This window comes from Bradyrhizobium sp. USDA 4461, from assembly GCF_054055655.1.
The window spans coordinates 1,148,946-1,167,765 of record NZ_JBSRXM010000001.1 but is presented as its reverse complement, the minus strand read 5'-3'; the positions used below and the strand labels follow the sequence as shown (position 1 = coordinate 1,167,765).

General features: G+C 62.9%; 16 protein-coding genes. 11 read left to right on the top strand and 5 right to left on the bottom strand.

What is annotated here, in order from left to right:
* Positions 1–14: 14 nt before the first annotated feature.
* Both ACVINW_RS05535 and ACVINW_RS05530 read right to left on the bottom strand, forming a co-directional pair.
* On the bottom strand, positions 15–596 hold the full coding sequence (locus ACVINW_RS05535) for an invasion associated locus B family protein (protein WP_456750363.1): 582 nt from the start codon (positions 594–596) through the stop codon (positions 15–17).
* Positions 597–624: 28 nt separating this feature from the next.
* Positions 625–1,512 (bottom strand): alpha/beta hydrolase family protein, encoded by an 888-nt coding sequence (locus tag ACVINW_RS05530; protein WP_456750362.1) that lies wholly within the window; start codon positions 1,510–1,512, stop codon positions 625–627.
* 297 nt (positions 1,513–1,809) lie between these two features.
* Here ACVINW_RS05530 and ACVINW_RS05525 point away from each other — a divergent pair, with 297 nt between their 5' ends.
* Together ACVINW_RS05525 and ACVINW_RS05520 are read left to right on the top strand one after the other, a co-directional pair.
* Positions 1,810–4,560, top strand: coding sequence for a decarboxylase (locus ACVINW_RS05525; RefSeq protein WP_456750361.1), 2,751 nt, complete (start codon positions 1,810–1,812; stop codon positions 4,558–4,560).
* A gap of 29 nt (positions 4,561–4,589) precedes the next feature.
* Positions 4,590–5,024: a hypothetical protein gene (locus ACVINW_RS05520; protein WP_456750360.1), complete on the top strand. Its 435-nt coding sequence runs from the start codon at positions 4,590–4,592 to the stop codon at positions 5,022–5,024.
* A 42-nt stretch (positions 5,025–5,066) separates the two neighbouring features.
* Here the strand turns inward: ACVINW_RS05520 and ppk2 are convergent, their stop codons facing one another.
* On the bottom strand, positions 5,067–5,867 hold the full coding sequence (ppk2, locus tag ACVINW_RS05515) for a polyphosphate kinase 2 (protein ID WP_456750359.1): 801 nt from the start codon (positions 5,865–5,867) through the stop codon (positions 5,067–5,069).
* A 23-nt stretch (positions 5,868–5,890) separates the two neighbouring features.
* Positions 5,891–6,346 (bottom strand): hypothetical protein, encoded by a 456-nt coding sequence (locus ACVINW_RS05510; RefSeq protein ID WP_456750358.1) that lies wholly within the window; start codon positions 6,344–6,346, stop codon positions 5,891–5,893.
* A 155-nt stretch (positions 6,347–6,501) separates the two neighbouring features.
* Here ACVINW_RS05510 and ACVINW_RS05505 point away from each other — a divergent pair, with 155 nt between their 5' ends.
* From ACVINW_RS05505 to ACVINW_RS05475, 7 genes are all read left to right on the top strand, one after another.
* Positions 6,502–6,942 carry a hypothetical protein gene (locus tag ACVINW_RS05505; RefSeq protein WP_456756310.1) on the top strand — a complete coding sequence of 147 codons (441 nt, stop codon included), beginning with the start codon at positions 6,502–6,504 and terminating at the stop codon, positions 6,940–6,942.
* The gene (locus ACVINW_RS05500) at positions 6,935–8,167 is read left to right on the top strand and encodes an HlyD family secretion protein (protein WP_456756309.1); all 1,233 of its coding nucleotides are present in this window, start codon (positions 6,935–6,937) and stop codon (positions 8,165–8,167) included. Before ACVINW_RS05505 ends, ACVINW_RS05500 begins: the two co-directional genes overlap by 8 nt.
* 24 nt (positions 8,168–8,191) lie before the next feature.
* Positions 8,192–8,605, top strand: coding sequence for a hypothetical protein (locus tag ACVINW_RS05495; RefSeq protein WP_456750357.1), 414 nt, complete (start codon positions 8,192–8,194; stop codon positions 8,603–8,605).
* A 75-nt stretch (positions 8,606–8,680) separates the two neighbouring features.
* Positions 8,681–10,006, top strand: coding sequence for a TAXI family TRAP transporter solute-binding subunit (locus ACVINW_RS05490; protein WP_456756308.1), 1,326 nt, complete (start codon positions 8,681–8,683; stop codon positions 10,004–10,006).
* Between the two features lie 86 nt (positions 10,007–10,092).
* Positions 10,093–11,796, top strand: coding sequence for a DUF3300 domain-containing protein (locus ACVINW_RS05485; RefSeq protein WP_456750356.1), 1,704 nt, complete (start codon positions 10,093–10,095; stop codon positions 11,794–11,796).
* The gene (locus tag ACVINW_RS05480; protein WP_456750355.1) at positions 11,793–12,719 is read left to right on the top strand and encodes a DUF2950 domain-containing protein; all 927 of its coding nucleotides are present in this window, start codon (positions 11,793–11,795) and stop codon (positions 12,717–12,719) included. Before ACVINW_RS05485 ends, ACVINW_RS05480 begins: the two co-directional genes overlap by 4 nt.
* A 29-nt stretch (positions 12,720–12,748) precedes the next feature.
* Positions 12,749–13,171, top strand: a complete 423-nt coding sequence (locus tag ACVINW_RS05475; RefSeq protein ID WP_456750354.1) for a hypothetical protein — start codon at positions 12,749–12,751, stop codon at positions 13,169–13,171.
* Between the two features lie 222 nt (positions 13,172–13,393).
* On the opposite strand, the gene aspD is transcribed toward ACVINW_RS05475, so the two are convergent.
* The gene (gene aspD, locus ACVINW_RS05470) at positions 13,394–15,019 is read right to left on the bottom strand and encodes an aspartate 4-decarboxylase (protein WP_456750353.1); all 1,626 of its coding nucleotides are present in this window, start codon (positions 15,017–15,019) and stop codon (positions 13,394–13,396) included.
* A gap of 362 nt (positions 15,020–15,381) precedes the next feature.
* On the opposite strand from aspD, the gene aspT (ACVINW_RS05465) reads away from it, so the two are divergent.
* Both aspT (ACVINW_RS05465) and aspT (ACVINW_RS05460) read left to right on the top strand, forming a co-directional pair.
* Positions 15,382–17,073: an aspartate-alanine antiporter gene (gene aspT / locus ACVINW_RS05465; RefSeq protein ID WP_456750352.1), complete on the top strand. Its 1,692-nt coding sequence runs from the start codon at positions 15,382–15,384 to the stop codon at positions 17,071–17,073.
* Between the two features lie 13 nt (positions 17,074–17,086).
* Entirely contained in the window at positions 17,087–18,781 is a 1,695-nt protein-coding gene (gene aspT, locus ACVINW_RS05460) for an aspartate-alanine antiporter (protein WP_456750351.1), read from the top strand.
* Positions 18,782–18,820: the final 39 nt, after the last annotated feature.

Sequence of the window (18,820 nt, the reverse complement as noted above, 5' to 3'; positions counted from 1 at the left end):
GATTGCGGTCCCGATTATTCATCAATGGCCTGATCGAGCGTCAGCGCCGGGACGCCCTTGCGCACGGCCGCAAAGCGGTCAAGAGGCACCGAGGTCGTCATCGTCAGAATGCTGCTATCGACAACCTCGACTGAGAGCGCTTTCCCGCCATCCATGTCCTCGAGCAGCTTGGGATCGGCGACATCTGCCGCAATGCACATGTTAGTCACGCACCAGGTATAGGGCAGGCGATGAACGGCCTTCTGGTCGACCGATAGCTTGACCCCTGCCTGCAGATACATCCCGACCGGGAGGAAGAGCTGGACGCGGTCGCTGCCGTCCTCGCGTTCGACCAGATCGACGCGAACCGCGGTCTGGCCGGTAGCGAAGGTGCCGGTGATCGTCGTTCGGCACAATGTCTTGGCGCCGGCGGCGTTGAAGCAGAGCTTTCGCCACTCGCCATACTTGATGTCCCGGACCAGCGAGCGCGCCCCCCGCGGGGCTACCTCGCCGCCGTGCTTGACCGCGGCGGGCGGTGAAGGCGCCTGTTGGCCGTGGGCCGCACTGATGCCGGCCGCGAACAGCATCAACTTGGCCAAGACTTCATATCGGACCATGGATGCTCCTCCAGCGGGGCGTGATTACCTAGCGAACGTTGCCCAGAAATCGTTCGACCAATGGCGACCAGGTGGGAATGGAATCGGGAGAACCGATGAGGAAGTGCCCTTCGTCGCCGAACGGCGGCAACAGATGGTACTCGGCACGGCCGCCAGCGGTGGTGAAGGCCTCGTGCATTCGTTTCGATAGAACCGGCCCGAAGAACGTGTCGTTCTGGATGTAGAGCCACAGCATCGGCACCCGCGAGGTGTGCCCGAACGCGCCCGTCGCTTCGACCAGTTTGTCGGGATTGCAATTGTTGTTAGGCTTGCCATCGACACGGCCGCCCCGGCCTGCCGCGAAGGTAATGATGGCCTTGACTTGGGGTGGATTGAGGCTCGACAGCGCGATCGCCGCCCAGCCGCCGGCCGATTGTCCGACCACGATGACGTCTTTCGGCACGATGCGCTGCTCGGCCGCTAAATAGTCGATGATCCAGAGATCGACCTGCGCGACGGCGAGGCCCGGATCGAGGAAATTCGGATTAGTGCATTTGCCGATCTTGGAGAAGAACGGGCCGTAAATCCCGCGTTCGGGAATATCGATCGCTGCCGCGCCATAGCCGGTCCCGACCGGCGCTACCACGAGATAGCCGCGCCGTGCGAACCACATCGCGGCATCGCGGAATTCGACCAGCGGGAAGAAGCTGCGATCCCTGGGTTTGAGCGAGACGCCATGGTTCATGATGACCAGCGGCAACGGGCCGTCGCCGACCGGACGAACCAGATAAGCGAACATCGGCAGTGGAAGCGGCAACACCCAGATCTCTTCCTGGAGGCGCTCGGGCGAGCCCTTGTCGTCGACGCGCGCAGGTGAGGTCAGGCCGAGCAGTAGAAGCGCACAGATTGTGAAGGCCCGTAAGCGGTGCTGACGCATGCAACCTCATCCAACGGTCATCGAGCTGGGCACGACAGCAGCCACGTCACCGACCGCGAGGCCTTGATCTGAATCAACGCGTATCGGCTTCGTCGGCGCAACCGCATGCAGTCACTGCGGCTTTATACGGCGGGCTTGAATGTCGATCCGGGGGAAGGCGAGTGGGTGCGCTAGTTTCCGCCGGCGAACTAGCTCGTTAACCGGCCCGATTGGGCTGCGGTTTGACTTGGATCAAAGAGGACGATGATCGCGGTTCTTACGATTGGACAGCACCAGCGCTAAGATCGGGAGACAATAATGGCAAACGAGGCGAAGCCGGCACAGCAGCGCATCGACCAGTTCTTCTCGGGACCCGGCGGGCGAGCCGACAATTGGCGCGATCTCGTCGAGGCGGCCAAGATGTGGAGCAGCGGTGGCGACCTTGCGGCATATGAGGCCGCGCTGTCGGCGCTTGCGGTGACGGAGGAATTTCACGGCTACCCGGGCTTGCGTTTGATGGCCGCGCTGAAGGAAGCCGCGGTAGCAGGCGACGCCGCTACCTCGCATATGCTCGTGGCGCGGATCGCCCAAGCGCTTCAGACCAAATCCTTCCGCCAGCACGCCAGCGACTGGAGCACGCAGGATGAGGGCAATGGCGATGTTCCCGATCTTCTCCCGCCGACTCTCGGACTATCGGCGGCGCGCCGTCCCTACTTCGAAACGTTGATCGTGACCGGTGTGCCGGCCGGAAACTGGCCGGGGCTCCTGTCGGAGTGGCGCAAGCTGCGGCGTCCGGTCGACGCCTTCATCTATGAGCCTGTCGTGGTGGGCAATCTCGAGGACGCCTTCTGTGCGGCCATGCTCAACCCCAATATTGCGGCGGTCGTGATCAACGAAGGCTTTGGACTGCGCTCGCGACACGATGCGCCTGTGCTTCGTGCCATGACTGGCGCCATGGGCCTCAACGACGAGTCGGATGCGTCCGCACTGCGGCTCGCCCATATCCTGAAGCGGGTCCGTCCCGAGCTTGACCTCTACCTCATGTCCAATCGCGACGTCGAGGAGCTGGCAGGCAATCCCGAGGCCGACGTTGTGCGCCGAGTGTTCTACTCGGTCGAGGACATTCTCGAACTGCATCTTTCAATTCTGGAAGGCGTGCAGGACCGCTTCGACACGCCGTTCTTCGACAATCTGAAAAAGTACGCGCAGCGGCCGATCGGTACCTTCCACGCGCTGCCGATCGCGCGCGGCAAGTCCGTGTTCAAGTCGGACTGGATCCGCGACATGGGGGAATTCTACGGGCTGAACCTGTTCCTAGCGGAGAGTAGCGCTACCACCGGCGGCCTCGACAGCATGCTCGAGCCGACCGGCAACATCAAGAAGGCGCAAGAGAAGGCCGCGCGTGCCCTCGGCGCCGACCGCGTCTACTTCGTAACCAACGGCACCTCGACATCGAACAAGATGGCGGTGCAGGCACTGCTCGGCCCCGGCGACATCGCGATCGTCGATCGCAACTGCCACAAGTCGCACCACTACGGCATGGTGCTGGCCGGCGCGCAGCCGCTCTATGTCGAGGCATTTCCGATGACGGAATACTCGATGTACGGCGCGGTGCCGCTGAACACGATCAAGCAGGCGCTTCTGAACGCCAAGGCCGATGGCCGCCTCGACCGGGTCAAAATGATCGACCTGACCAATTGCACGTTCGACGGTCACATCTACAACACGCGGCGGGTAATGGAGGAATGCCTCGCCATCAAGCCGGACCTGATCTTCCTGTGGGACGAGGCCTGGTTCGGCTTCGCGCGGTTCTCACCGTTCCTGCGGCGGCGAACCGCGATGGGGGCGGCAAACCAGATCGAGGCCTGGATCCGCGATCCCAAATCGGTCGCCGCCTACGAGAAGCAGCAGGCCGAGCTCGGCAAGAACCCTTCCGATGAGGTTCTGCTCAAGACCAGATTGATCCCCGATCCGCGCAAAATCCGACTGCGGGTCTATCAGACCAACTCGACGCACAAGTCGATGTCGGCGATCCGGCAGGGCTCGATGCTGGCCGTCAAGGACATCGAATTCCAAACCGTCGAGGCGCAGTTCAAGGAGGCGGTATTCACCCACGCCTCGACCAGTCCGAACCAGCAGCTGATCGCGAGCCTCGACGTCTCGCGCCGGCAGATGGAACTCGAGGGCTATGGACTGGTCGCTAATGCCATGGAGATCGCGTTCGCGATCCGCAATGCGGTCAACACCAACCCGCTGATCTCCCGGTATTTCCGCGTGCTCGGCGCCGATGCCATGGTGCCGAAGCAATATCGCCAGAGCGGGTTCACGGATTATCTGGCTGATGGCACGAACTGGGCGAGCGCGCTGAAGAGCTTGAACGACGACGAGTTCTGTCTCGATCCGACCCGCATGACGCTGGTCTGCGGCACGGCCGGGTACGACGGTACGCAGTTCAAGGGACTGCTCGCTAGCCGCTATAACATCCAGGTCAACAAAACCTCGCGCAACTCGGTCCTGATCCAGTCCAACATCAACAACACGCGGAGCGATGTCGCGCATCTCGTCCGGGTGCTGGCAGAAATTGCCGGTGAGATCGATCGCGGGCTCGCCAAGGCCGGCGCGACCGCCAGGGTCGATTTCGACATGCGTGTCAACAGCCTGATGAAGGACGTGCCCGACCTGCCGAACTTCTCGCATTTCCACGCCGCCTATCGCAGCGACGCCGGCACCAAGACAAACGAGGGCGACATCCGCGGCGGGTTCTACTCGGCCTATGACGCCGCGGGATGCGAATATATTCGCCTGAACGATCCCGAGATCGACCGGCGTCTGAAGGATGGGCCCGATCTCGTCTCGGCGAATTTTGTCATCCCCTATCCGCCTGGCTTCCCGATTATGGTGCCCGGCCAGGTGATCACACAGGAAACCATCGATTTCATGCGCAAGCTGGATGTGAAGGAGATCCATGGCTACGACGCGGCCGAGGGCTTGAAGCTCGTGACGGCCGAGGCGCTCGCCAGGAAAGGCAGGCCGAAGACGGCAGCGCCGAAGCTGAAGGCTGCTTCATAGTATTCGACACAACAGGTCCTGGAGGGAACATGAGGAAGGCGGGTTTGATCGGAGCTCTTGCTGCACTGGCGATCGGCGTGGCCGGATTCAGCGCGCCATCGTTGGCTGAAACCGGCTCGGTGGCTGTCATCTTCACCAAGGGTGGTTTCATCGTCGGCGTCGGAGGCGGCGAGGGCGTCCTAACGCTGCGCGGCAAGCATTATCCGTTCACGGTGTCGGGTATGAGCGTCGGCTTCACGATCGGTGCTTCGACCACCAAGCTTGTCGGGCGTGCCATCAACCTCAGGGGACCCGCCTCGATCGAAGGCTCCTACAGCGTCGCAGGCGCCGGCGGAGCAATTGCCGCGGGCGCCGGTGGGGTGCAACTGCAAAACGCTAACGGCGTGATCCTGCAGCTCAGCGGCCCGAAGGTCGGCGCCGAGGTCTCGGCCGCTGTGGGCGGCGTTTCCATCCGCTTGAAGTAGGTTCGAGAGACCCAGGTCGCACGCTCGCCGCGGCCTGGCCTTTCAGTAGCGCTCCTCGACGAACTTCATCCCGCGGAGACCGGCCTGATCATTGTAGCGGCCCTTGGTTGAGCGCTTGGGCAGCTTGACCTTGTCGCGCTTGATCCGTCCGTGGGGAATGTTCTTCAGCAGGAACGAGATGCAGTTCAGCCGTGCCCGCCGCTTGTCGTCGGATCGGATCACGTTCCAGGGCGCGTGCTTCGAGCTCGTGGCCTTGAACATCAGGTCGCGCGCGCGCGAGTAATCGTACCAGCGCCGGTAGGATTCCGTGTCCATCGGGCTCAGTTTCCACTGCCGCATCGGATCGTCGATCCGCGCCCGAAAGCGCCGTTCCTGCTCGTCCATCCCGACTTCGAGCCACAGCTTGATCAGGATGATGCCGCCCTCGATGATGTATTGCTCCATCTGCGGACAAAGCGACAGAAACCGCTTGTGCTCCTCCGGCGTGCAGAACCCCATCACATATTCGACGCCGGCGCGGTTGTACCAGCTGCGATCGAAGATCACGATTTCCCCGCCAGCCGGAAAATGCTGCATGTAGCGCTGGATGAACAGCTGGGACTTCTCGCGATCGGACGGGGCGGGGAGGGCGACCACGCGAAACACACGCGGGCTGACCTTCTCGGTGAGGGCCTTGATCGTTCCGCCCTTGCCAGCAGCGTCGCGTCCCTCGAACAGGATGATGACCCTGAGCTTGTTCGCCTGCACCCAATCCTGGAGACGGCAGAGCTCGACCTGTAGCTTCTGCAGCTCTTCTTCATAATCCTTGCGCTTCATCTTATCGGCGGGTTTGTCTTTCGCCATGGATACCCCGTCTATCGTTTGAGCTAGTCGCCCCAGGCAATGACGATGCCGATGTCGCCAGGCATGCCGCCGGGGTAATCGACGACCTGATAGAGGATGCGGTAGCCGCGCGGCTGCAGGTAGTCGGACCAGAGCTGGTATATCTCCCTGGGTATACCTGTCAGCGTCTTCTCCCAGCCGGCCTCCATCTGATTGATGGCCCGCCCCTTGTCGGTGCACAGCGAGTTCGGGAAACGATAGACCTGAACTTCGCTCAAGCCGTTGCGCACCGCGCGCTGAATCACCGTCGACGCCAGCTTGACCTTCTCGTCCTCGGTGAGCCCGGAGGGCTTGCTGAGCCGCTCGATCAAGGCGAGTTTCTCAGCTTCGATGGCGGCCGCACGCTTCGCATGCTCCTCGGCCTTTTCGGCTTCCTTGGACGCGGCCTGCTTCTGGATCTCGTGCGCGTTCGGGATCAGGTCATCGATCTTGTCTCGCATGGCTGGGGACTCCTAAGGCCCGATCTTCCACCTTGCGCTTCAAAGGTAGGGACCAGCCAACCGCCATCCTTGATCCAGATCAAATCGGGGCGATAGGAGGGCACCCAATGTCGTTCGAGGGTCGCGGCGATTTGATCGCCGCAGGGAGGCTTGGCTTGAGCGAACAGATGCATCCGCTGGCTCCGCACCATCTGCCGTTCTTCATGCCCGGCGCCGACGGCTCGGACACCCTGACGGTCGTGATGGGCATTTTCCTTGTCGGCACGGTCCTATGGGTTGGCACCCTCTACTGGAAGCTGCACAGTTTGCCGGAGCGCATGGCGCACAAGTCCCAGAAGCTTCAGTTCGAGATCGTCGGCGTTCTCGGCCTGATTTCGCTTTTCACCCATATGCATATCTTCTGGGTCGCCGGCCTGCTGCTGGCGCTCATCGACCTGCCGGATTTCGGCACGCCGATCCGCAGCATAGCCGACTCCGTCGAGCGCATTGCCGACGCCGCACCGGGCACGCCCGCTGCCGAAGCCGAGGCCGAGGTACCCGGCGGCAGCTCCGACGTCCAGGCCGCGGCGAAGCTGGAGGTGCTCAACCATGCTTGAGCTCATGATCTGCTCGCTGGTGACGATCCTGCCGGATTACCTCTACCGTCGCTATCGGCAGGGCAAGCGGTTCGGCAAGGAGATCACGTTCTTCTCCGTCTGGTACGAACTTCGGTGGGGTATCACCGGCTGCCTGATGCTCACGATCTCCCTGATCACGATGATCTTCTACTTCCATCCCTCGACCACCAACGCAGCGATCTATTTCAGGACCGTGCCGATCTTGCCTGAGGGTTCCGGCCGTGTCGTCGAAGTCAACGTCGACTTCACCGCGGCGGTGAAGAAGGGAGACGTTCTGTTCCGGCTCGACAGTTCGAAGCAAGAGGCTGCACTCGAGACCGCCAAGCGAAAGATCGCCGAAGTGGATGCGTCGTTGATCGCGGCGCAGGCCGACGTCGTGAAGGCGGACGCTCAGATCGGCGAGGCGAAAGCCTCCCTGCAGCAGGCCAAGGACGAACTGGACGTGAAGAGCGATTTGCAGCGCCGCAATCCCGGCATCGTGCCGCAACGTGACATCGAGAAGCTGCAGGTTCTGGTTGATCAGCGGCAAGCCGGCGTCGATGCCGCCAGCGCGGCCAAGGAGTCGGCGACATTGCGCATCTCCACACTGCTGCCGGCCGAGAAGGCGAGCGCCGAGGCCGCGCGCGCACAGGCGCAGGTCGATCTCGACAAGACCTTCGTCCGTGCCGGCGTTGACGGCCGCGTCGAGCAATTCCTCGTTCGTCCCGGAGATCTCGTCGCCCAGATCATGCGGCCGGCCGGAGTCATGATACCCGAGGAAGCAGGTCGCAACAGGCTGCAGGCGGGGTTCGGGCAGATCGAGGCCCAGGTGATGAAACCCGGTATGGTCGCGGAAGCCACTTGCATGTCGAAGCCCTGGGTTATCATTCCGCTGGTCGTCACCAGCGTGCAAGATTTCATCGCCACGGGCCAGTTTCGGGCCAGCGAGCTGTTGATCGACCCGAAGAATCTGGACCAGCCGGGTTCGATCCTCGTGTTCCTCGAGCCGCTCTACAAGAACGGCCTCGACGGCGTGACGCCGGGCAGCACTTGCATCGTCAATGCCTACACGAGCAACCACGACCAGATTGCCGATCCGAAAACCGGCGCGTTGAAGGGCTTCGCCCTGCACGCCGTCGATGCGACAGCCCTCGTTCATGCATTGCTTCTTCGGATCCAGGCTCTGCTGCTGCCGATCAAGACGCTAGTGCTCAGTGGTCACTGACGGGCGAGAACAGGGAGACGCCGGATGAAGCCGGGCCGCAAGCTTCGCGCAATCGTGGCGACGGGCATGACCTTCGCAGTGCCAGATCATGCGCTGGCGTTCGATCTTACAGGGGCCTGGGCGACGAGTGCGGCCCAATGCGGGAAGGTGTTCGTCCGCAAGGGCAGGGCGAACCAACTGACCTTCTCGAACTTTTCGGGCGTGTATGGCGGAGGATTCATCGCCGAGGCTGATCGCCTCAGGGGCAAGTTCGAGAACTGCAAGATCAAATCGCGCAAGGACGACGGCCAGAACATCAACATCATCGTCGGCTGCGCGTCTGGAATCATGGTATCGAATGTGCAGTTCTTCCTGAAGGCTGTCGACGACGATACGATCACGCGCCAGTTCCCGGGCATCGAGGGGATGGAGGTCAACTATCACCGGTGCAAGTTCTAGAAACGTCCGGCCCCCGCACCGACTCAGTCTATAAGACCGTTGTTGGCTGACACCGAACCGATGGGGTGGTGCGACATGGATCCGAGCAGGTTGCCGAGGTCATTGCGCATCGCCCTTGTGGTTGGGCTTGTTCTTTTGGCAGCCGGCGCCGGCCTCCTTGGCTATCGCTGGTATGAGCAGCCGACCACCCTGACGATCGCGGTGGGGTCGCTGGATGGCGAAGCGGGCAGGCTGGTGTCGGCGATCGCTGCAAAATTCGCACAGTCGAAAGCGCCTGTTCGACTCAGCCTGGTCCAGACCCCGGGACCGCTCGAATCCGCCGCAGCCTTCGCGTCCGGAAAGGTCGACCTTGCCGTCGTCCGCGGCGATGTCGGTGATCTCTCGCAGGCTCAGGCCGTCATCGTGTTGGCGCACGCCACCGTGCTGATGGTCGCGCCGCCCGGCGCGTCGATGTCCGATGTGGCGGAGCTTAAGCGCACCACGATCGGCGTGATCGGGGCCGAGGCCAGTCAGAAGCTGATCAAGGTGCTGACCGATGAGTACGACCTGACGCGCGCGGGCGTGACGTTCAAGCCGCTGGCCCCCGCGGACGCGCGCCGGGCGCTCGAGACCAAGGAGGTGCGGGCGATCCTGCTCGTGATGCCTTTGACCGAGAAATACCTCGCGCTGCTGCGCAATTTCTTCCCGCACACCGGGAAAGCCGGCCCGGTCATGATCGCGATCGAGTCCGCGGGTGCGATCGCCGAAAAGGAGCGCGCTTATGAGAGCTTCGATGTACCGAAGGGAACCCTGCGCGGCTCGCCGCCGATTCCTGCTGACGATCTGACAACACTACGGACGTCGTTCTATCTGGTGGCGCAGAAGAAGCTCGGTAACGACGTGATCGGCGACCTCACGCAGTCGATCATGAATGCGCGGCGGGACTTGCTTGCCGAACTGCCGGCGCTTTCCCAAATCGCCACGCCCGATACCGACGCGGGTGCGTACATCCCCGTGCATCCCGGGGCGGCCGCGGTCTACGAGGGGACCAGGGAGAGTTTTCTCGACCAATGGGGCAACGCGATCTTCCTGGCGCCGATGATCGCAGGCGCCCTTGCGTCTGTGCTCGCGGCGGCGTGGAAATTTCTCCACTCGAGCGAGACACCGAGCCGGAAGGAGGCGCTCGACGCACTTTATGCATTGGCGGCCCGGATTCGGGTCGCTGGGCAGGAAGCGGAACTGACAGAGATCGAGCGCGAAATCGACCAGGTATTGCGGACGCAGCGCGAGGAGCCGGTCGCTGACGACAACGCCGAGCGCACAGTGACGGCGGTCAACGTTGCCGCTCACCGGCTCGAGAACCTGATCCACGATCGCCGCATCCACCTCGCGTCGCAGCAGCCGGGCCAGATCGGAAGCTGAGCGGACGACATTTTCCTTGATCTCGATCAAAGAGGGCGCATGGCCGTGGCCGATGGTGTCGACCGTTGGTGTCGATGGAGGTCGCGATGGTCCGTTGGGGCAAGACTTTGATCGCGGTTGTGCTGGTCTCGATGACGTCAGTCGCCGCATTCGCGGAGACGGCTGACAAACCGACCGCCCAAACCAGTCAGCCCGTTCAGGCCAACCAGCCGGCCGCGGCGGCACAACCGGCCGACCAGCTGTTGAAGCCTGAACAGGTGGAAGCGCTGGTCGCACCCATCGCGCTCTATCCGGACTCGCTGCTGGCCAATGTGCTCGCGGCATCGACCTATCCGCTCGAGGTGGTGCAGGCCGATCGCTGGCTGAAGGAGCGCAAGAGCCTGAAAGGAGACGCGCTGAAGACCGAGGTCGACAAGCAGGCCTGGGACGACAGCGTCAAGGCACTCGCAAGCACCGCCGACGTGCTCGCGATGATGAGTGACAAGGTCGATTGGACCAAGAATCTCGGCGATGCCGTGCTGGCCCAGCAGGCCGACGTCATGGATGCGATCCAGCGGCTGCGCAGCAAGGCGCAGGCCAACAACAAGCTGGTGACGACCAAGCAGCAGAAGGTCAGCGTCCAGACCCAGGAGAACAAGCAGGTCATCGTCATCGAGCAGACCGATCCGAACACGATCTACGTTCCCTATTACGATCCGGCCACGGTCTATGGCACGTGGCCCTATGCGGCTTACCCGCCGTACTATTTTGGCTATCCGTCCTATATCGGGGCGGGAGTCGTCGCGGCAGGCCTCGCTTTCGGCGCCGGATGGGCGATCGGACGCTGGGGCAATTACTGGGGCGGCGGCTGCAACTGGGGCAATCGCAACGTCTATGTCAATCACCGGACCACCAACGTCGGAAATGGCTGGCAGCACAATCCCACGCATCGCCAGGGCGTTCGCTACAACAACAGCAACGTGCAGCGGCGCTTCGGCGGCAACAACAACCGGGCCGGTGTCAGCGACCGGATGAATTATCGTGGCCGCGACGGTCAACAGGTCCTCAATCCGGGCGGCGATCGCCAAGGTGCGGATCGTGCAGGTGACCGGGCGGGAGACCGCGCGGGTGATCGCGGCGGAGATCGTGCCGGCGATCGTGGAGGCAACCGCGCCGCCGATCGCGGCAGAGATGGCGACCGGGCCGGTGCGGGCGATCGCGCCAAGGGTGGCGACCGCGCGGGTGCGGGCAACAGGGGCGGTGGCGATCGCGCAAAGGCCGCCAACCGCGGCAATACGGGTAACCGCGCGGCGGCGGCTAATCGTGGCGGCGGCAATCGCGGTGGCGCGATGAATGTGTCATCCGGGCGGGCAGCCGCGGCGGCATCGGCGCGCGGGCGATCGAGTATGGCCAGCATGCCGCGCGGCGGCGGCGGCAGTTTCGCCGGCCGTGGTGGCGGTGGCTTCGGTGGAGGCGGCGGTGGCTTCCGCGGCGGAGGCGGAGGTGGTGGTTTCCGTGGTGGCGGCGGCGGTGGCCGACGTTCCGACATCGCGCTCAAGCACGACATCGAGCTGCTTGGGTATCTCGCCAACGGTCTCGGCTATTACCGCTTCAGCTATCTCGGCAGCAGCAAAGCCTATGTCGGCGTGATGGCGCAGGAGGTCGCGCAGGTCATGCCGGCGGCGGTGACACGCGGTGGCGATGGCTATCTCAGGGTCTATTACGACAAGCTCGGGATCAAGTTCCGCAGTTATCACGACTGGCAGGCGGCCGGCGCGAAGATTCCGTCCTCGTCGGAGGCATCACGATGACAAACTATTCGCGATTGAACCATATTGCTTCCATCAGCTTGGCTGCAGTCACGGCGCTTGCCGTGCTGCTGTCTCCGGCTCGTGCCCAGCAGGGCTTCCCCAACCCTGAAGCCGCGGCGTCTGCCCTAGCAGCCGCTGTCAAGGCAGGCACGAGCCGGGCCATGCTGAAAGTGCTGGGCCGCGACGCTACCGACATCATCGAGTCCGGCGACGATGTTGCCGACGCCAATGCGCGAGAGAGCTTTCTTTCAGCCTACGACGCGAGGCATTCGATCAAGGCCGAAGGCAACAAGAGGGCTATCCTGATTCTGGGTACGGACGATTTCCCGTTCCCGATCCCACTCGTCAACAACGCCGACGGCTGGAGTTTCGACGCCGATGCAGGTCGGCGCGAAATCCTCTACCGCAGGATCGGCCGCAACGAGCTGGCCGCGATCCAGACCTGCCTGGCCTATGTCGACGCGCAGAACGAATACGCCGAGAAGGATCGCGGGGACGGCGTCGGCGCCTATGCCCAGCGCATCGTCAGCAGGCCGGGTAAGACGGACGGATTGTTCTGGCGCGACGACAAGGATCCGAGCCCGCTCGGTGCGTTGGCGGCCCAGGCCGCGGCGGAAGGCTACAAGGTCGGCGAACAGCCCGAGCCTTACCACGGATACTACTATCGCATCCTGAAGGCCCAGGGCTCCGATGCCCCGGGCGGTGCGCTGAACTATGTTGTCAAGGGCAAGATGATCGGCGGCTTTGCCCTGGTGGCCTGGCCTGCCGAATACGGCAATTCCGGCGTTATGACCTTCCTGGTCAATCACGCAGGCACGGTCTACCAGAAGGATCTCGGCTCACGCACCGACTTCCTCGCCAAGCGCATGATCGTGTTCGATCCGGATCACACCTGGAAGAAAGTTGAGCCGACAAATCCTTGAGCAAAGAGGGGGCCGCAGCGATGCATGGCATGATCCGTTCCGCCATATTGACGCTTGTTGCAATGGTTCTGCTGACCGCGCCATGCATGGCCCAGGCGACCGGCCACGTTCAGGTCAAATTCGTGAAGGCGGCTCTCGTCGTGGGTGGCGGCGGAGGGACCGGCACGCTCACTTACCGCGGGCGGCACTATCGGTTCACCGCGTCCGGCTTCAGCCTCGGCGCAAGCGCGGGCACCTCCGTGAGCTGGCTGGAAGGGACCGCCTCCGGCATCAAGGACGTCCACGATTTCGCCGGCAGTTACACGCTGGTCGGAGGAGGCGGCGCATGGGGGGCCGGCGCAGGAGGGGTGTCGCTGCGCAATGAAAATGGCGTGGTTCTCATGCTCAAAGGGCCGAAAGCAGGACTGGAGTTCGCCGCCAATGTTGGCGGCCTCACGATTACGCTGCGGTGAGCCGCAGCCGGCTCTCATCGGCATCGTGCAAACAAGATGCTGACGCAGCCGAGAACTCCGGTGCTCGTCGGTCCGAGCCGCTCGACAAAGCGTTCGCTTGCGGAATTCCAAGTATCGGGCGCCTTGACCAGGATCAAGGCACCACCGGGGCCGGGATAGTGCAGCCGGACGCAGTAAGTACACGGCGCGATGCCGTCACCTTGCCGAAGTCTCAGGCGGCCGTCACCGCTTCGCGGCTCCGCCCTTCGCGGCGTCGTAGGCGTCGCGATAGCCCCTGGCGATGGTCCGGACACCGCGTCCGATATCGTCATAGACATCGTCAGGCAGGTTCGCGAGCGACACGCGAAGCGACCATTCTGGCGCGTCGAATCCGCCTCCGTTCAGCAGCACGATCCCGTGGGCTTCGGCCAGCCTGAACGCGAGGTCCAGCGGGTGAACGTTCTTCTTCAGGTATTCGACGGCATCGTCGCCGATGTTCTTGCGGGCCCAGAATTCGAAATCGATCAGGGCGTAATAGGCATCATAGTTCGGATTCGGGCTCAGCTTGTCGGCCAGCCCGAGACCGTCGAGCATCGACCACAGGCGCTTGTTGACGATTTCCATGCAGGCTGCCTGATAGGCCTTGTTCACGTCCATCATCTCCGCGAGCGAAAACAGGCTCATCATCACCTGCTGCGGCAACGACAATCCGGCGGTGTGATTGAGCGCCACGTCGCGGCTGTCGGCGACGATGCGGTCGATCAGCTTCAGCTTGCGCGGCTCGAGCGTGAGCGGCCCGTAGCGCTTGTCGAGCGCCTTCACGGCCTCGTCCGGGAGATTGGCGATCTTCTTGTCGAAGATGTTGTCTTCGTGGATCGCAATGGCCCCTAACCGCCATCCCGTGCAGCCGAAATACTTCGAATAGGAGTAGACGCCGATGGTGTTGTGCGGCAGCTCGCCGAGCAGCGAACGGAAATTGTGCACGAAGGTTCCGTAGACGTCGTCGGTGAGGATCATCAGGTCGGGACGCTTGGTCCTGACCAGATTGGCCAGCTTGGCAACCGTCTCCTTACTCAACGCCATCCCCGGCGGGTTGGACGGATTGACGACGAAGAAGGCCTTGATCTTCGGGTCTTCCAGCTTCCTGATTTCCTCGTCGGTGAATTGGAATTTGTTTTCCTGCGGCGCCCTGATCTGAACGACCTTCAGGTCGTAGTCCTCAAGGTGCGTCATCTCGATGTAGGGCGTGAATATCGGCGTCGCCAGCGCAATCGTATCGCCGGGCACCAGCAGCCGATTGGCCTTCAGCGACTTGAACAGGTAGCACATCGCCGCTGTGCCGCCCTCGACCGCATAGATGTCGAACTTCCCGGCCGGCCGGGGCTCGCCGCAAACCGCCCACATCAGGTATTCGTGCACGATCCTCTCGTTGTGCACCAGCATGCGGTCCGGCACCGGGTAATTGTCGCCGATGATCGAATCGACAAGTTCATGGACGAAGGCATCGGGATCGAAGCCAAATTTCCTGACCGTAAAGGCCAGCATCTCGGTCAGGAAGCTCGCGCCGGGCATGTCGTGGTGCTGCTTGAGCCAAGCCTCGAACCGTCCGGCGATGCCTTTTGCCTGAGGCATGCCGCCGATGCCCGCGGGGTGTCCCATCACCCGCTTGCTCTCGGTGATGGCGAATTGTCCCAGCAAGAAGAAGCCTTCGCGCGGCGTCGTGGCGACCCAGTTCGGATTGCCGCGCCCGGCGTTCAGGAAGGGCATCTGACTTCGCTTTGAATTGGTCTTGGCGAGGTTGATCAGCTCGTCCTTGATCTCGAAGGGGCTCAGCGCCTCGAATTTCTTTAAGGTCAGAAGATCGGCCATTTTGACACTCCCGGGGCGATGCAGGCTGCTGGACTGGACGCGACAGGCTCTGTTGCCTGCGCGATCGCGCGCAGCATGATCGGCAGCCGGTAACGGCCCTTGATCTATGTCAACGGTCTCGCGAGCGTCATGCACGCACCGAAGGACGGTCGCGTCGGGCTGCATGTGCGAATCCATGCCCTTGACAGACGATGGAGCTGCAAGGCAATCGCCCGTTGTGATTGACATAGATCAACATCCGTCTTGCCGACCGTTGCCTGATGTCCCCGACACATGATCGCTTCGCCCTGCTTCGGCGCGCCCCGCGCTGGATCGAAGCGGGCGCAAGCCGAGGCTCCGGGACAGCATCAACGGGTGACATCATGATCGATTGGCTTTTCCAGACTCTCCGCACCTATCCCGAAATCGCGATCTTCCTGTCGCTCGCGCTGGGCTATTATTTCGGATCCTTCACCTATAAAGGCCTCGGACTCGGCGCGGTCACCGCGACGCTGATCGCTGCCGTCATTATCGGCCAGATCGGAATCACGATTTCAGGTCCGCTGAAGCCGTTCTTCTTTCTGATGTTCCTGTTCGCCATCGGTTATGGCGTCGGACCGCAATTCGTGCGGGGCATCGCGCAGGACGGCGTTCCGCAGGCGATTTTCGCGGCCGTAGTCTGCGTCTTCTGTCTGCTGTCCGCCTATCTCGGCGCCAAGATCGCCGGCTACGACGTTGGATCAGCGATCGGGCTCTACGCCGGCTCGCAGACGATCTCCGCGTCGATGGGTCTCGCAACCGACGCCATCAACCGTCTTGGTCTGCCGGCGGATGAAGCCAAGAAGCTGCTCGATGCCATGCCGGTCGCCTATGCCGTGACCTATATCTTCGGCACGGTCGGCTCGGCGATCGTCCTGGCCCTGCTCGGACCGGTGCTGCTCGGGATCGATCTCGAGAGCGCTTGCAAGAAATATGAGGAGGAGCATGGCGGCAAGAAACAGCTGGGCGGCCCCGGCACGGCCTGGCACCAGTTTGATGTGCGCGCCTATCGCGTTCATGAGCGCGGACCCGTCGCCGGCAAGACGGTCGGGCAGGCCGAGGCGCTGCTTCCCGACCATCGCACCTTCGTCCTCCGGCTGAGGCAAGGTGGCAAAATCGTTGAGGCAACCTCGGACACCGTGATTCATGCCGGCGACATCGTCGCCGTTGCAGGCCGCCGCGACGTGCTCGTGCAATTGATCGGCGAACAGGCCGAGGAAGTCGACGATCGCGAGCTATTGGCGGTGCCGATCGAGGGCGTCGATGTCTACGTGACCAGCAAGGACGTCGATGGCAAGACGCTCGAGGAGCTGGCGAAGGAGCCGGCCTCCCGCGGCGTCTTCCTGCGCAAGATCGCCCGCGGCGCGATCGCGGTCGAGATTCCGATCCTGCCGAACACTAAGATCAACCGGGGCGACATTGTCACCCTGGTGGGCCGCACGTCCGATGTCGCTGCCACCACGAAGATGCTGGGCCGGCCGGACCGCGCGACCGACGTTGCCGACGTCGCCTTCATCGGGGCCGCCATTGCGATCGGCGCCCTAGTCGGCGCCTTCGTCTACAAGATCGGAAGCGTGCCGCTCACGCTGTCCACCTCCGGCGGCGCGCTGATTTCCGGCCTGTTCTTCGGCTGGCTCCGATCGGTGCACCCGACCTTCGGCCGCATTCCGTCGCCCACCGTGTGGTTCATGAACTCGGTCGGCCTGAATGTCTTTATTGCCATTGTCGGCATCTCCTCGGGCCCGGGATTTGTCGCCGGCCTGCAGAAACTCGGCTTCAGCCTATTCCTCTGGGGCGTCGTCGTGACCACGGTGCCTTTGATCCTGGCGATGTTCGTCGGCAAGTACGTATTTAGATTCCACGACGCGATCCTGCTGGGATGCTGTTCCGGCGCGCGCACGACGACTGCTTCGCTCGGCATGATCAACGACCGCGCGAAAAGCCAGATTCCCGGCCTCGGTTATACCGTCACCTACGCGGTCGGGAACACGTTGCTGACGATCTGGGGCATGGTGCTGGTCATGATGATGACATAGCCGCGGCTCGACGATGTTGGCGTGGCTGCAGCAGTTTCTCGTCCGCTATCCGGAGCTCGCGCTGTTCCTGGTGATCGCGGCGGGCTACTGGATCGGAAGCTTCAGGATCGGCGCTTTCAGCCTTGGCCCGGTGACGGGATCTCTGTTCGCGGGGCTCGCGGTCGGCGATTTCGCGCACGTCCCCGTCTCCGGCATGACCAAATCGTTCCTGTTCCTGCTGTTCCTGTTCGGCGTAGGCTATTCGGTCGGCCCGCAGTTCGTGCTGGCGATGAAGCGCGATGGGCTGAAGCCGATGCTGATGGCCATTGTCGTGAGCCTCACCGGTCTTGCGGCAGCGATCGTCGTAGCACGCGTACTGCAGCTTGACGCCGGCTTTGCGGCCGGGCTCCTGTCGGGGGCGCTCAGCCAGAGTGCCGCGATGGGTACGGCGACCGACGCGGTCAATGGGCTGGCCGTTCCCGAAGCACAGCGCGCGTTGCTTGTCTCGCATATCGCGGTGGCGGATGCGGTTTGCTACATCTTCGGCTATGCCGGCGTGATCACGTTCTGCACGATCGTCGTTCCAGCGCTGCTGAAGATCGATCTGAAGGCGGAAGCGCTCAAGCTGGAACAGGCGTTGGGCATCACGCGTGCGAAGCCCGGCCTGGCATCCGCCTGGCGCAAATTCGAGCTGCGCGCCTACCGGCTGGACGATCACGCGGCGCTCGCGGGACTGACGGTTGCCGCCGCCGAAGCCCGGGTGCCCGGCCAACGCGTGTTCATCCACCGCATTCGTCGCGGCGAGCGTGTCCTCGAGGCGGAACCTGGAACGGTCCTCTCGGCCGGCGACGTCATCGCGCTGTCGGCGCCGCGCCAGATCATCGTCGAGCTGGTCGGACAGCGAGGCGAGGAAGTGGAGGACAAGGAGCTGCTCGATATCCCCGTGGTCTCGACCGACGTTTTCCTGATCAACGCGAAGCTCGCAGGCAGCAGTCTTCAGCAGGCGTCGGAACAAGATTGGGCGCGCGGTCTCTATTTGCGCTCGGTGAGCCGGGGCGGTGAAGCTCTCCCCATCCCGGCCGGAGTGGTCCTTGAGCGCGGCGACTTGCTTCGCATCGTCGGACCCGAAGCCGTCGTGCAGAATGCGGCCAAGAACATCGGCGTCATAGTCGCACCGAGCACCAGCATCGATTTCGTGGTATTGGGGCTCGCGATTTTCTTCGGCGGTCTCGTTGGAGTTTTCGTGAGCTTCTCCGTTAGCGGTGTGACGATCTCGTTGAGCACCAGCGTCGGCACGCTGCTCGCCGGACTGCTGGTCGGCTATCTTCGCACCCATTTACCGTATTTCGGCCGGATCCCCGACGGCGCCATCAGCCTGATGACGTCACTCGGACTGGCTGCCTTCGTCGGTCTGACCGGAATTCATGCCGGGCCGATCTTCCTTTCCGCGATACGGGAGTCTGGCATCGGCCTGCTTCTGGGCGGCGTGATCGTCACGCTGCTGCCGCAGATCGTCGGCTTCTGCTTCGGCCATTTCGTGCTGCGTATGAGCCCGATCCTCTTGCTTGGCGCATTGACCGGAGCACAGACGGTAACGGCCGCGATGGCCGCCATCCAGGAGCGCTCGGGCAGCTCCGTGGTGGTGCTCGGGTATACGCCCGCCTATCCGGTCTCGAACATTCTGCTGACGACCTGGGGATCCGTCATGGTCGTCGTCTTCGCTGGTTGAAGCGCCAGGCATGCCCTCTGCAGGCCAAACCAAAATTCA